Origin of the sequence: Paenibacillus apis, from assembly GCF_018333295.1 — a bacterium.
GTDB classification, from domain to species: domain Bacteria; phylum Bacillota; class Bacilli; order Paenibacillales; family Paenibacillaceae; genus Fontibacillus; species Fontibacillus antibioticophila.
This window is the reverse complement of the sequence record NZ_BORS01000002.1, coordinates 341,729-355,236: the sequence shown is the minus strand read 5'-3', so window position 1 is coordinate 355,236 and position 13,508 is coordinate 341,729. Positions and strand designations below refer to the sequence as shown.

The following is a 13,508-nucleotide window of genomic DNA, read 5'->3' as shown; positions in this document are numbered from 1 at the left end:
CGTACGGATGTGAACTTTTCTTTTCCAGCGGAAACCGCTAAACTGAATATGGAGTATAGTTCGAACTAGATCGGAGTGTGTGTAGAGTGCTGTATCGCCGTTTGGGGAAACCTATATTTTTTAAACTGGATCCGGAGCAAGCCCATCATTTGGTGATCGGCGGATTACATAGATCAGCTCAAATTCCCGGAATGATTCCTCTTCTTCGTAAAATGTACGGCATTTCTGGAGATTCCCGAATGTCAAGCCGCTTGTTCGGAGTGGACTTTCCTTCTCCGATCGGTCTGGCTGCCGGTCTGGATAAAAATGCAGAAGCCGTGAAGGGCTTCTCATCGATCGGATTTGGCTTCATGGAGGTCGGCACCGTCACGCCGCTTGCACAGCCTGGAAATCCTAAGCCCCGACTGTTCAGGCTTCCTTCGGATGAGGCGCTGATCAATCGGATGGGATTCAATAATCTGGGAGCCGAAGAGATGGCCAAGCGGCTTGCTGCTCTGAAATTCAGGCCTGTTCCGATCGGAGTCAATATCGGTAAGAATAAAGCCACACCCAATGAAGAAGCGCATTTGGATTATAAGAAGTGCATCGCGGCACTTTACCCTTATGCTGATTTCTTTGTCGTTAATATCAGCTCTCCAAATACACCTGATCTTCGCAATCTGCAGCATGGGAACGAGCTGGCTCTTCTGCTTGAAGCGGTTATGGCCGAGATGAAGAGTCAGGCCGAACACTTCGGGGCAGAGAAGGCCGTGCTGGTCAAGATTGCTCCGGATGTCAGCCCGCAGGAGCTGGAATATATGGTCAATACGATTGCCAGAAGCGGAGTGTCCGGCGTAATTGCCACTAATACTACGCTTGCAAGGGATGGGCTTAGTCATGCTCATGCCGGCGAGACGGGCGGACTTAGCGGAAAGCCGCTCCAGAAGAAGTCGACGGAGATCATCTCCCAAATATATATGCAGACGGACGGAAAGCTGCCGATTATCGGCTCGGGCGGGATTTTCACGGCAGAGGATGCTTATGAGAAGATTAAGGCCGGCGCAAGCCTGGTCGAAATTTATACGGCTTTGATCTATGAAGGGCCGGAAATTAACCGCAAGTTGCATCGTCAGTTAGGGGAATTGCTTCGTAAAGACGGTTACAGGCATATTTCCGAGGCCGTCGGAGCCGATCATCGCTGACGTTGAGATAAGACAGGAGGCACAACAGAAATGGACAGTAGAGATTGGGGAACCTTTTTGCTTCCATATGAACAAGCAGTAGAAGAATTAAAAGTGAAGTTCAAAACGATGCGCTCCGAGCTCAAAAAGCTGGAGGAATATTCGCCGATTGAATTCGTTACCGGCAGAGTCAAGAAGATATCCAGTATCCTGGATAAGTCGAAGAGGCTTCAAGTGCCGATGAGTGAATTGGAGACGGGAATCGAGGATATTGCGGGCATCCGCATCATGTGCCAGTTTGTAGAGGATATCCGCAGGGTGGCGGAGTATATTCGGACGCGGAAGGACCTCAGGGTCGTCTATGAAAAGGATTATATTACGAATTACAAGGACAGCGGCTATCGGAGCTTCCATATGATTATCGAATACCCCGTTCAGACATCGCTTGGTCAAAAACACGTTCTGGCCGAGATTCAGATCCGTACACTGGCTATGAACTTTTGGGCAACCATCGAGCATTCTCTGAATTACAAATATAAAGAGAGCCTCCCGGATGATATGAGAAAGCGGCTGAAGAAGGCAGCGGAAGCGGCTTTCGTACTCGACAATGAGATGTCCAGTATCCGGCAGGAGATATTGATTGCCCAGAAGAGCTTCGAGGATGACTCCAACATTGTATCCAAGCTGCTTATGAGCATCCATCAGCTGTACTTTTTCCACCTTGTCACGGAAGCTATTGAAGCGCAGGAGAAGTTCAACATTCTGTGGGAGAATCATGATATGGAGGGAATGAAGGAGCAGCTTGCCGAGGTCAAAGCGCTGATCAAATCGAAGAAAAAAGTGGAGGAGCCCGGGGATGAGCTATGAGCCGCTCTATGTGGCGTATCTAATCTATTTCAATCGGGATCAGGACTACTTCGAATGCCATGAGGTTCTGGAGGAGCTATGGCTGGAGCGGGACAAAGATCCTTTATATAAAGGACTGCTTCAGGTTGCGGTAGGGCTCTATCATTTTCGGAACGGCAACATCATCGGCGGGAGAAAAATGCTTCACTCGGCTGCGGAGAAGTTAGGCCCTTATCCGGCAACGTGTCTGGGGATTGATCTGGGCAAGCTTCGCCGATCGGTCCTCGAATATGCCCGGAAGCTCGACGAATTCGAGACGGCTCCGTTCGAGTACTATGATCTGCGCATCGAGCTGCTTGACCAAGAGCTGATTCAGGCTGTAGAGACTGCAGCCGCAGAGTTGGCCCCTAATGTCCCCCAGCGGCGAGGCCCGCAGCGGGGAGCCAAGCATGAAGCCAGGGAAGCAGCCAAACAGCGGAAGGAATGAATAAGGATGCAGCTTGCCCGTAGGGCAGGCTGCATTTTATGTTATAATATCGGAGGGCCGGACAAGGCCCAGAACAATTAGAAATGGATGGGATGCGATGCGATGGCGCTGCAATTGCCGCTAGAATTCGTCAACAGAATGAACGCCCTTTTGGGAGAAGAAGAATTTCAACGATTTATGTCTTCGTACAATAAACCGCGCTTTGCCGGTATTCGGGTAAACACACTAAAGATCAGTGTGGATGATTTTCGTAAGCTGTCTCCATTTGAACTTCGCAGTATACCTTGGTGTGAATCCGGATTTTATGTCGATGAAGGATTGAAACCGGGCAAGCATCCGTACTATCATGCAGGCCTGTACTATATTCAGGAGCCGAGTGCGATGGCGCCGGTAGAGGTATTGGATATCCAGCCTGGGGACCGGGTACTGGATTTGTGCGCTGCGCCAGGCGGCAAGTCGACCCAGATTGCAGCCAAGCTGCAGGGGGAAGGGGTACTGGTAACGAATGATATCAGCGCGGACCGAACGAAGGCACTGGCTAAAAATATAGAGCTGTACGGAATTCGAAACGCAGTGGTCTTGAATGAGACACCAGAGGCAATTGCACGAAGCTTTCCGCATTATTTTAATAAAATACTTATCGATGCCCCATGCTCGGGGGAAGGGATGTTCCGTAAGGATGAGGATATGGCTCGCCAGTGGGAGCGTCATTCCGTACAAAAATGTGTTTTAATGCAGCAAGACATTTTGCGCGTGGCTGCGCAATTGTTGGCTCCCGGCGGAATGATTGTCTACTCCACCTGCACCTTCTCGCCCGAGGAAAATGAGGATCGGATCTTTGAGTTTTTGCTTGAGAACCCCGATTTTGAGGTGGTCCCGCTGAAGCTGAAGCCTGGCTTTCAGCCCGGACATCCGGATTGGTTGACCCATCCTCTGGCAGCCTCAAATCCGGAGCTTGGGAATCAAACGGCCGGGTGCGGGCGACTGTGGCCGCATCGAATCGACGGGGAAGGACACTTTCTAGCTGTGCTCAGGCATCAGGGGCAGCACCTGACTGCAGAAGAGATGTCCCTCAAGCAATCGGAAGCGGAAGAACCCTTGCGAGGCAGCTCCTTCAAGCAAGAGGAAGAGTTCTTGAAGGAGGCGCCTCGCAAGGGGAAGCGAAAAGAAAAGCCGCGTCATCAGCGTCATTCAAACAGCCAGGACGATCATGAACAGGAGCTGTTGAAGGGCTGGCTGGATTTTGCTGCGAATCATTTATTAGAAGCGCCGCAAGGGCATGTAGTCCTTTTCGGTGGACATGTCTATATATCTCCGTTACCGAAGGACAAGCTGAAGGGCTTAAAGGTTGTCAGACCGGGATGGTATGTCGGAACAGTCAGTCACGGACGCTTTCATCCGGGCCACCCGTTGGCGTTGGGGCTCCGGAGTGACGAAGCTAAACGGAGGGCAGACCTTTCAATAGAGCAAGGAGAAGCCGTCCGCTATTTGAAGGGAGAAACCCTGGAAATACCTGAAGCAAGAGTTGTCAGGTCTTCCGGTCTTCAACCCAAGGGGTATGTGCTGATCACGGTGAGCGGCTATCCGCTTGGCTGGGGAAAATGGCAGGACGGCATGATCAAGAATGAATATCCGGCCGGATGGAGGTGGACTTAATTCATGGCAGAGGGCAAGAAGACACAACGGATTGACAAGATGCTGGTGCATCTTGGCTATGGATCCCGGTCAGAGATCAAAAAGTGGGTCAAGCAAGGCAGAATCACAGTTAATGGAACAGTAATCAAAGACAGCGGACTGCAAAGTGATCCCGGCCTGGATCGGATTGAATTTGATGGCGTGGCCGTTGTTTATCGTGAGTTTATTTATATCATGCTGCACAAGCCGCCGGGCGTGATCTCTGCAACGGAGGATGCGCGCGAGCGCACAGTTCTGGACCTGCTGCCTGATGAGCTAAGGGTGTTCAGTCCCTTTCCTGTAGGAAGACTGGATAAGGATACCGAAGGACTGCTGCTGCTGACGAATGATGGTCAGCTTGCCCATGAGCTCCTCTCTCCTAGAAAGCATGTCCCTAAGACCTATCTCGCTGATTGTGCAGGAGAAATCGGTGAGAAGGAAGCCCGGCAATTCGCCGCAGGCGTGGAGCTGGATGACGGATATAAGACGCTCCCTGCTGAAATGCGGGTAGTTAGCAGGGAGACCGCTGCGGACGGAAGTCCAAGCACCCGTATCGCGCTGACGATCTCGGAGGGAAAGTACCATCAGGTTAAACGGATGCTGGAAGCCGTCGGTTCCCGAGTGACCTATCTGAAGCGGATTTCCATGGGGCCGCTCGAACTGGATGAAGCATTGCCGAAGGGAGCTTTTCGCGAGCTGCTGGCGCCGGAGTTGGAATCCCTTCGTTCTTATAGCGCAAGCTCAAAAAGCCGGCTTTTCAGCACCGGGAAGGCATAGAAAAAAAACTATAGATCATAACACGGAAGGACAAGGAGAGGTGTCAGGATGGAGATGAAATTCAAACTGATTGCATTGGATATGGACGGAACATTGCTGAATGACGATCATGAGATTAGTGCAGGAACGGTGGAGACTATTCAAGCCTTGGCCGGACAAGGTGTTGAGTTCGTCCTGTGTACCGGACGGGCACCGTTCAGCTCCATTCCCTATATGCAGAAAATGGGACTGAATGGTTATGTGATTACGCATAACGGCGCGGCAACTGTAGGTACCCGGGACGAGAGGATCGTTCATGAGTTCGGCATGACTCCTCAAGGCTTGAATCCCTATATCGAATATTGTCGGGAACACGGGATTCACTATGATGTGAACACGACCTTCTCGGTCTATGTGCCGAATGCACCGGGGCTGAGCCAGGAGGCGCTTGATCTTTATCACCGCTTCCTGATTGACCCGCTGGATTTACCAGCATGGGAGGAGTTCTCCGAGCCGATCGTCAAGATGACGCTTACCGCTGATATGCAGCAACTGGATCAGGTGCAGTCGGATTGGAGCGTCTGGGCGCCGGAGTTTAATATTTTGCGCAGCGGCGATTTTTTCATTGATATTATGCACAAGGAATCCTCCAAGGGTGCGGCCCTGAAGAAGCTTGCCGAGAAACGCGGACTTCAAGCAGAGCAGGTGATGGCTATCGGCAACTATTATAATGACCTGTCGATGCTGACTTATGCCGGTCTTGGCATAGCGATGGATAATTCTCCGGTTGAGGTCAAAGCGGCTGCTCAAGCCGTTACTGCAACTAACAATGAAGAGGGCGTTAAGCTGGCCCTGGAGAAATATTGCCTGGGGAATTAAGAGAATACGGCAAAAGGGGGCATCCCGTCAGATCCGAGATCTGCGGGACAGCCCCCTTTTTGTTGATCGCCGCGATTCTATTTAGAGAACCAGTGCGCGGGAAATGATAACGAGCAGGATAAAGAGCACCAGAATAGCTCCCGTCGACGTGAAGCCGCCGCCATATACTTCACCCATTGTTATTCCTCCCTCATCATATGGATCAAGATCCCGTTCACAGCGGGATACCGTATCATATGCCGAGGGGGCGTAGCAGGTATGGATAGGTGCCCTCTTCCAACAAATCGGGAGTATGCGGACAGCAGAAGCACAAGTACGAAGCACGCGCCTTGACAATCGGGGCAGCAACAAGTTTTACTGCGGCCGACGCAGTCCTTTTGGCAAATGATTCTTGAGTTGACCGCCGCTGGCTTTGCCCCAGCCGAGCGGGAAGCTCTCGTCGCCGCAGCGCAGGGTGACAAGGCACCAGCCGCGCAGCTCAGGCGGCACAGTCAGCGTCTCGCCGTGCAGGAAGGCTGCCGTCTCGGCCGAATCAGCGTCCAGCATCCAGTGCTGTGCCGCTGATTCGGCCCGGGCAGCCATCGCAAGCGCATGCGCGGGCTGGAAGCGCCCTTTGCGCAGCTCGCCGAGCTCAAGCCCGGCTCGGGGCACCTTCAGTCCTGACAGCTTCTCTGCCGTCAGGACCAATTCCTTGCCGCGCGGCAGCAGGTAGAGCGCCTCGCCGAAGAGCACCGGCTCCCCGCGCAGGCGGCCGCTGTCCAGGCCCGGCAGTGACTCATCGGCCCACTGCCGGAATGCCTCCCAGGCGGCCGCGATATCCTTGCCGCCGCTGCCGCGCGCGTCCCGGCGGGCTTCGCGTCCCTTATGCGGACGCTTCACCTCACCGCCAGCGTTGTTATCCTCCGCGTTCGCGTCGTCAACATCGGTAAGCTCCAGCAGCGCCGCATAATGCCCTTCGCCCTCCTGGAGATGCGGCCAGATGCGCTTCTCGGCAATCAGCTTCAGACGGGGATGAGCTGCCAGCAGGCGCTGCATCATTTCCTCATTCTCCTGCCGATTGAAGGTGCAGGTCGAATAGGCAAGCTTGCCTCCCGGCTTGAGCATGACAAGCGCATCCTGCAGAATTTCCCATTGCCTTACCGCACACAGCTCGACGGACTTTGGCGACCATTCTGCCGTCGCTTCCGGATCCTTGCGGAACATGCCCTCACCGGAGCAAGGGGCATCCAGCATGATCCGGTCAAAGGCCGCAGGGAACCGGGAGGCCAGTTCAGGGGGAGCAGCCTGAGTCACTACCGCATTCGTGATGCCCATTCGTTCCACATTTTCGGCAAGTACCCTGGCGCGCTGCGGATGGGGTTCATTGCTGATCAGCACTCCCTCTCCCTGCATGTAAGCCGCGATTTGAGTCGTCTTGCCCCCCGGCGCAGCCGCGAGGTCCAGCACGGTTTCACCAGGCTGCGGCATAAGCAGCTCGGCTGCAGACATGGCCGAGGGCTCCTGAATATAATATAATCCGGCCGCATGATAGGGGTGCTTGCCCGGGCGGGAGTTCTCTTCATAGTAATACCCGGTAGGACACCAGGGTACCGGCCGAAGTCCGAACTGTGCGGAGAGAAGTTGCTCTGCGGCAGATCCGGAGGTCAGCTTCAGTTGATTGAGGCGGAGACCGAAGGCGCGCGGCGCATCATAGCTGCGCAGGAAATCAGCTCCTTCGGCCTCTCCCAGCATATGGGTCATCTGATTGCGGAAGTCTTCCGGCAAGGAAGGTTTGGTCATCGCATCTTGCTCCTTTACAAACGTTCTATCTATACAACAATTGAACTGTCGATCCTGCATTAGGGGCTTAACTAGAAATCCTGTCGCGTTAGCAGTACTTAGGAAGTTTAACATATCCTATTTTAATCTCAAAAGGGGAATGGATGTTCCGCTTGGCCTATGGCATAATGAAGAGGAGAGCGGTTCATCCGCAGGTTAGCAGGACACAGCAAAGGAGAACCCTTATGAAACTGTTGCAGGCTTTGTTTTTCCCGCCGGAGCAGCCCGGGGGCGTGTCATCAATGATTCCCTATTTGCAGGAGCGCTTCAATCCGCCGCATTGGGAGATGGAGCTGTTCTCGATCCCCAAGCGAATTCGCAGCAAGGGAAGCGATGCAGTCGAATTTCAGACCTTTGATTGGCATCAGTATGAAGCCAGCCCGGTGGTGCAAAAGTACGTCCAGACCTATCGCGATTATCTCTGGTGGACCCGGCTCCGCCTAAAAACGACGTTTGATCTCATTCATGCACATCATCCCATCGCCGGGCTCGCCATGAAGGAAGTATTTCCGGATACTCCGGTCATTCAGAGCATTCACTCCAGCTATGAGCGGGAGCTCATTCTGAACGGAAGGATTCAGGAGAACGGACTTGAACATCAATTTTTGACTTCCATTTATAAGGAGCTGGAGCATCGTACGGATCGGCTGCTTACTGTATCGCACTCCTTTAAAGAGTACCTGAGACCTTATGTATTAAATTACGATCAAATCGATGTCATTCCGAACGGTTTTGATGAGAAACGCTTTAAGCCGATTCCCCATGAAAATGAGGTCGCCCAGCTTGTCACGGTATGCCGTCTTGTACCGGCCAAAGGAATTGATACTTTACTGGAGGCCTGTGCCAGGCTGAAGGAGCGGGGGCTTGCTTATGTGCTCCATATCATCGGGGACGGGCCGATACGCGAGGAGTTAGAGCAGCGGGCTCAACAGCTCGGCGTGTACAGTGAGACGATTTTCTACGGTTATACCCTTCATCCTGAGGAGTTTATGCCATTCTTTGATGTATTTGTACTGCCGTCCCGCGCCGAGGCATTCGGCTCCGTCTTCGCTGAGGCGGCCTTGTGCTCGCTGGCTTTGGTCGGCTCTGATATTGGAGGCATCTCGGAGCAAATTGCGAACGGGACGACCGGATTGCTGGTACCTCCCGATGATGCGGACCAGCTTGCCGACGCACTGGAAAAGGTGATCGTCGATCCGGCTTACCGGTATGAGCTGGCGCGGAACGGATCGGATCATGCCAAGAACCATTATTCGTTGAATCGGGTCGTTCATGAATTGAAGAAAATTTACTTGCAATATAAAGGATGAAAGGGTGATCGCTTTGCATCCGTTTCGTTTTATACATGCCGCGGATCTGCATCTGGATACCCCGTTTACAGGCATGACCGGGATACCTGACCGGCTGCGCAGTTATCTTCAGGATTCCACCTTCGCCGCCTTGAGCGGGCTGGTGGATCTTGCTGTTTCCGAGGAGGTTGACTTTATCGTCATTAGCGGCGACGTCTATGATGCCGCTGATTCTTCACTACGCGCGCAGCTTCGCCTGAAGGAGGCGTGGGAGAGGCTTGATCGGCACGGAATACCGGTCTATGTTATTCACGGCAATCACGACCCGCTTGGCAGCCGGGTACGACTTGCCTTGCCTTCGAATGTCAGAATCTTCGGCTCCTCGCTGGAGAGTTATACCGCGGTCAGCCGTTTGAACGGACAATCGGTAGCTGTTGTCAGCGGAATATCCTATGCGTCTTCCTCGGTGACAGAGAATTTGTCACGTCATTTTATCCGCAACGAGGATTCGTCTTTATATCACATCGCCCTCCTTCATGCGAACGTAGACGGACAAGAGGGGCATGATGCTTATGCCCCTTGCTCCCTTTCCGAGCTGCGCGAATCCGGATATGACTATTGGGCTTTGGGACATATCCATAAACGGCAGGTGCTCAGTGAAGCGCCATGGGTCGTCTATCCGGGAAATCCGCAAGGACGGAGCATGAAAGAGACCGGGCCAAAGGGCTGTTATCTGGTAGAAGTCGATGAAGCAGGGAGGTCCGTGCTGCATTTCCATGAGCTTGACCAATTAAGATGGTGTGAGATTGAACTTTCCATTGAAGGCCTGAATACAGAAGAAGAATGGAAGCTTCGGACCGAGGAACGGCTTGAGGCCATAAGGCAGGACATGAAAGGCAAACCGGCTATTGCCCGCTTCAAGTATACCGGGAGCGGCCCCCTGCATGCGCTGATTAGCAGCGGGCGTGAAGCAAGAGAACTGCTGGCCGAGCTGCAAAGGCAGGAGGAGATGCGGGTGGGCGCCGGGAGCACAGGGTTGCTGCCAAGGGGAATTGTATGGCCTGCCGGTATCCGGCTGCATACACAGGCTGCGGTGGATCGGGAGCAGCTGCTAGGAGAGGACAGCTTCCTTGGCGAGTTGTTCCGTATGGCGGAGCAGGCTGAGCGGGAGCCGCAGCTTCTGGATGAACTGCTGGAGGCAGCGCTGGAGCCGATGAAATCGGATCGCCGGCTGCGTCAATTGCTGAAGTCCAAGAATGCGCAGGAACGCCTGGAATGGCTGCATTTCGCGCGCGAGACCGCAGCCTCTCTTCTGCGTGAAGAGGGAGCGGCAGGGGAGGGCGGACGATGAGAATCGAGCGGTTGAATGTCCAAGGCTTCGGTCAGCTTCAAGGGCTCCAACTGGAGCTTAAGGAGGATGTGACGGTCCTTTTTGGACCGAATGGAGCGGGCAAGAGCACCTTGCTTGGCTTTGTGCGGGCGATGCTGTTCGGAATCCCTTCCCGAAGCTATGGAGCTCAGCGGTATGAACCGACAAGCGGAGGCATTCACGGAGGAACTATCACGATTCGTGATCCGGAAGGCCGGAGCTGGTTCATCGAGCGCTATGCGAAGCCGCCAGAAGGAACAACCTTGTCCGGCAGAGCGGGCGACAGGCTAAGGATTAGCCGAAGTGATCCCGAAGGCGGAATGGTCGAGCTATCGGACGGGGATCTGCGCAGAGAGCTGCTGGGCGGGATGTCGAAGGAGATGTTCAACCAGCTGTTTGCGGTTACCTTATCCGAGCTTCAGGAAGTATCGGCGCTTGCTTCGGATGATTTAAGCAGCTATTTGTTTCACGCCGGTATCGGCGGAGGGACGGCAGTGCTGCAGGGAGAGAAGAAAATCCTTCAAGAGCTGGACAAGCTGTATCGTCCCCGGGGCAGAAGCCAAGAGATTTATGGATTGACCCAGGAGCTTGAGCGTATCGAGCTCCAGGCGGGAGCAGCCAAATCGCTCTTGCCACGATATGAGTCTGTGACTCTGGAGCTGAAGGAGCTCGAAGACCTCCTTTACGGCACTGCTGCTGAATATGAGCAGTGCGTTGAAGAGGAGGCTTCGCTTAGCAAGGCGATCGCATGTCGTCCTGCTTGGTATAGACGGGAAGCGATCCTTAGAGAGTTAGCGGATTTGCCGGAACGGCCGGCATTCCCGGTACAGGCGAAGGAACGCTGGAATCGGCTGCAGGAGGATAAGGCAAGAGAGCTTCCGGAGCTGAATGAGCTGAAGCGGAAAATCGCTGCTATGGAATTGGAAATCCGGACAGCATCCGCCGATTTCACGCTTCTTGATCAGGAGCAAGCCATTCTTCAGCTGGAGCGGCGTCTTCCTGCTTATGAGAGCCGCAGGCAAGAGGCCGTTGAGCTGGCTAGCGAGGCGTCCAGGCTTGAACAAAAGCTGGAGCGCTGTCTGGAGAGCATCCACCCGGATTGGACGCGTGATCTGCTGCGGAAATTTACAGGTACAATCGGTGAGCGTGAGACGGTAAGAAGAACGAATACGGAGTTTAGCGCCTATGAAAGAGAGATGGAGGCCCTTTATCAAGAGCGCCTGAAGCTGGAGCGGGAGGCGACTGCGGCAGGCACCGAGCTTGATCGCATAATGGACAGACTGGCGGCAAGCAGAGAGGAAGGGAATCGGGATTATGCCCCGCTGCGCTCCAAGGATCGGAGCGAGACTCAAGCCTTGTGGAATGAGATATCCGGACTCATCGACCAGGCGCGCGGAGAACAAGTTCTGCTTCGGGAAGAAGGACTTCCGTCGACAGAGGTCACTAGATCAGCTCGTCCGGCCAAGAAATTATCCGGCTGGCTGGCAGGGGCTGTCTTGCTGACGGTTGTAATCCCGCTCCTGTTGTGGCTCATTGCGGACTCGCTATGGGGGAGTCTTGTCAGTGCTATTGTCTTGCTCGGGATTGATTTATACCTGGTTAGCAAGGTGTTCAACAATAGACAGCAATCGAAGGATATTCCACGAAAAGCGCAGGAAAGCAGAAGGAGCTTATCTGCTACACCTGCCGGATTAAAGCTGAGCCAGTTGCTGCCCAAGCTGGTTCACCTGCCTGTCGGAGAGTTGGGGGCACCCTCCCGTTTGTCGGGTTACTCGGTCTCGTTCAAGGCTGAGGGAGGGCTGGATGGCTATACGCTGACAGATGAGGAAGAACGGATACTCCGCAGGCTGATGGAGAAGTGGATGCTCTGGAGCCAAAGGCAGGAGACTCTGGAAGAGCAAGTAGCTGAGCAACGCCGGAAAAAGCACGCCCTGGATGAAGCATTAGCCGGACTGGAGCGTGAGCTGACTCGGAAGGAAGAGATCTTTGCAGCTCAATCCCAAGCCTGGGAGCGCTGGCTGGCTGAGCGTGAGCTGGCTCCGGAGCTATCGCCGGAGGCGGCGCTGGAAGTGTTTCGCCTTGCCGAGCAAGGAAGGGAATGGCTGGAGCAGCTCGAAGCCGTAACCTTGAAGCTTGAAGGCGTTAGGCATGAAATCGCAAGCTTTGAGTCGGACTGCCGGGCCTTGAATGGGATAGGCGGATCAGCGGAGGATGAGGTAGCGGCGGCTATAGAGCATCATGCCTTGCCGGGTAAATTGCATCGCGCCTTGGCTGAGCTGGAGCAACAGCAAAAGCAGCGGGAAGCTGCGAGCAGACTCGAGGAGAAGAAGGCTCGCCTTGAGGAGGAGCTGGAGAAAGCGCTGGATCGGCTCGGACTTCTGGAACAGGCAGAGAGGCATTTGCTGGATGAAAGCGGTGCGGAGGCTGGAGAGCAGCTCCTGCGCATAGCAGAGGAAGAAGCCCTTCGCGGACGACTTAAGGAAGAGCTAAGACAGGTTGAGCTGGAGCTCCATTTAACAATCGGTTCAGAGCACGGTGAGCAGGTAAGACAGCTTCTTAAGAGCCGGGAAGAACCGGAATTATCCGTTCTGCTTGCGGAGGCGCGTGACAGGCTTAAGCAGGCAGAGACCGCAAGACAAGGTCTGGTTGAGCGGAAAGGACGCTTGCTTCAGGAGCGCGAAAGTCTGGAGGCCCAGGGGCTTCGGGACAATTGGCAGCAGCAATTGGCTGAGCAGGAAGCGGCGCTTCATGACGCGGTAGACCGATATGCTGCATTGGCGCTGTGTCATGAGCTGATCGGACGGGTACGCAAAATCTATGAACAGGAGCGGCAGCCTCAAGTACTTAAGACGGCATCAGCCTATTTGAAGGAAATGACAGGGGGGCTGTACTCAAGAATCCTGGTGAAGATGGGGACCCAGGAGCTTATGGTGGAGCATCGGGACTACGGACCGATCGGAAGCTCTTATCTTAGCCGGGGGACCGCCGAGCAGACCTATCTTGCCATGCGGCTAGCATTGTCGGATGCGGTGTCCGGGTCCCGGAGCCTTCCATTACTGCTGGATGACCTGTTCGTGAATTTCGATAGAGGAAGGCTGCAAGGGGCGCTTAAGGTGCTTGGACACCTATCCGGAAAGCAGCAGATTATTTTTATGACCTGCCATGATCATGTTCTGCAGGAGATCAGGGAGCATTTTTCGTCCGTTGATGTTATCGAAATTCATTAAGGA

11 protein-coding genes are annotated in these 13,508 nt (G+C 54.1%); 9 read left to right on the top strand and 2 right to left on the bottom strand.

Features of this window, described 5'->3' with window-relative positions; genetic code table 11:
• Positions 1-86 precede the first annotated feature (86 nt).
• The 6 genes from KI362_RS04215 to KI362_RS04190 all read left to right on the top strand — a co-directional run bounded on the left by KI362_RS04215 (position 87) and on the right by KI362_RS04190 (position 5,802).
• Positions 87-1,181 (top strand): quinone-dependent dihydroorotate dehydrogenase, encoded by a 1,095-nt coding sequence (locus KI362_RS04215; RefSeq protein WP_044477829.1) that lies wholly within the window; start codon positions 87-89, stop codon positions 1,179-1,181.
• 30 nt (positions 1,182-1,211) lie between these two features.
• Positions 1,212-2,027 (top strand): GTP pyrophosphokinase, encoded by an 816-nt coding sequence (locus KI362_RS04210; protein ID WP_044477830.1) that lies wholly within the window; start codon positions 1,212-1,214, stop codon positions 2,025-2,027.
• On the top strand, positions 2,017-2,493 hold the full coding sequence (locus KI362_RS04205) for a DUF309 domain-containing protein (protein WP_301625083.1): 477 nt from the start codon (positions 2,017-2,019) through the stop codon (positions 2,491-2,493). The genes KI362_RS04210 and KI362_RS04205 overlap by 11 nt, the downstream gene beginning before the upstream one ends.
• 102 nt (positions 2,494-2,595) lie before the next feature.
• Positions 2,596-4,149, top strand: coding sequence for an RsmB/NOP family class I SAM-dependent RNA methyltransferase (locus KI362_RS04200; RefSeq protein WP_301625081.1), 1,554 nt, complete (start codon positions 2,596-2,598; stop codon positions 4,147-4,149).
• A gap of 3 nt (positions 4,150-4,152) precedes the next feature.
• On the top strand, positions 4,153-4,944 hold the full coding sequence (locus KI362_RS04195; RefSeq protein ID WP_301625080.1) for a pseudouridine synthase: 792 nt from the start codon (positions 4,153-4,155) through the stop codon (positions 4,942-4,944).
• 54 nt (positions 4,945-4,998) lie between these two features.
• On the top strand, positions 4,999-5,802 hold the full coding sequence (locus KI362_RS04190; RefSeq protein ID WP_044479791.1) for a Cof-type HAD-IIB family hydrolase: 804 nt from the start codon (positions 4,999-5,001) through the stop codon (positions 5,800-5,802).
• Between the two features lie 81 nt (positions 5,803-5,883).
• Here KI362_RS04190 and KI362_RS04185 read toward each other — a convergent pair whose 3' ends face one another.
• Both KI362_RS04185 and KI362_RS04180 read right to left on the bottom strand, forming a co-directional pair.
• Positions 5,884-5,979, bottom strand: a complete 96-nt coding sequence (locus KI362_RS04185; protein ID WP_199558820.1) for a sporulation protein YjcZ — start codon at positions 5,977-5,979, stop codon at positions 5,884-5,886.
• A 177-nt stretch (positions 5,980-6,156) separates the two neighbouring features.
• Positions 6,157-7,581, bottom strand: coding sequence for an RsmB/NOP family class I SAM-dependent RNA methyltransferase (locus KI362_RS04180; RefSeq protein WP_301625078.1), 1,425 nt, complete (start codon positions 7,579-7,581; stop codon positions 6,157-6,159).
• Positions 7,582-7,805: 224 nt separating this feature from the next.
• On the opposite strand from KI362_RS04180, the gene KI362_RS04175 reads away from it, so the two are divergent.
• Genes KI362_RS04175 through KI362_RS04165 form a run of 3 tightly spaced genes read left to right on the top strand, consistent with a single transcriptional unit; the run spans position 7,806 to position 13,505 of the window.
• Complete coding sequence (locus KI362_RS04175) at positions 7,806-8,930, top strand: glycosyltransferase family 4 protein (RefSeq protein WP_301625077.1); 1,125 nt, start codon at positions 7,806-7,808, stop codon at positions 8,928-8,930.
• Between the two features lie 4 nt (positions 8,931-8,934).
• Entirely contained in the window at positions 8,935-10,260 is a 1,326-nt protein-coding gene (locus KI362_RS04170; protein WP_301625075.1) for a metallophosphoesterase family protein, read from the top strand.
• Positions 10,257-13,505, top strand: a complete 3,249-nt coding sequence (locus KI362_RS04165; RefSeq protein ID WP_301625074.1) for an AAA family ATPase — start codon at positions 10,257-10,259, stop codon at positions 13,503-13,505. Before KI362_RS04170 ends, KI362_RS04165 begins: the two co-directional genes overlap by 4 nt.
• The last annotated feature ends 3 nt before the right edge of the window (positions 13,506-13,508 follow it).

Coding starts and splice junctions, on each gene's coding strand:
- KI362_RS04210 (WP_044477830.1), top strand. CDS start 1,212: ATGGACAGTAGAGATTGGGGAACCTTTTTGCTTCCATATGAACAAGCA.
- KI362_RS04205 (WP_301625083.1), top strand. CDS start 2,017: ATGAGCTATGAGCCGCTCTATGTGGCGTATCTAATCTATTTCAATCGG.
- KI362_RS04200 (WP_301625081.1), top strand. CDS start 2,596: ATGGCGCTGCAATTGCCGCTAGAATTCGTCAACAGAATGAACGCCCTT.
- KI362_RS04195 (WP_301625080.1), top strand. CDS start 4,153: ATGGCAGAGGGCAAGAAGACACAACGGATTGACAAGATGCTGGTGCAT.
- KI362_RS04190 (WP_044479791.1), top strand. CDS start 4,999: ATGAAATTCAAACTGATTGCATTGGATATGGACGGAACATTGCTGAAT.
- KI362_RS04185 (WP_199558820.1), bottom strand. CDS start 5,979: ATGGGTGAAGTATATGGCGGCGGCTTCACGTCGACGGGAGCTATTCTG.
- KI362_RS04180 (WP_301625078.1), bottom strand. CDS start 7,581: ATGACCAAACCTTCCTTGCCGGAAGACTTCCGCAATCAGATGACCCAT.
- KI362_RS04175 (WP_301625077.1), top strand. CDS start 7,806: ATGAAACTGTTGCAGGCTTTGTTTTTCCCGCCGGAGCAGCCCGGGGGC.
- KI362_RS04165 (WP_301625074.1), top strand. CDS start 10,257: ATGAGAATCGAGCGGTTGAATGTCCAAGGCTTCGGTCAGCTTCAAGGG.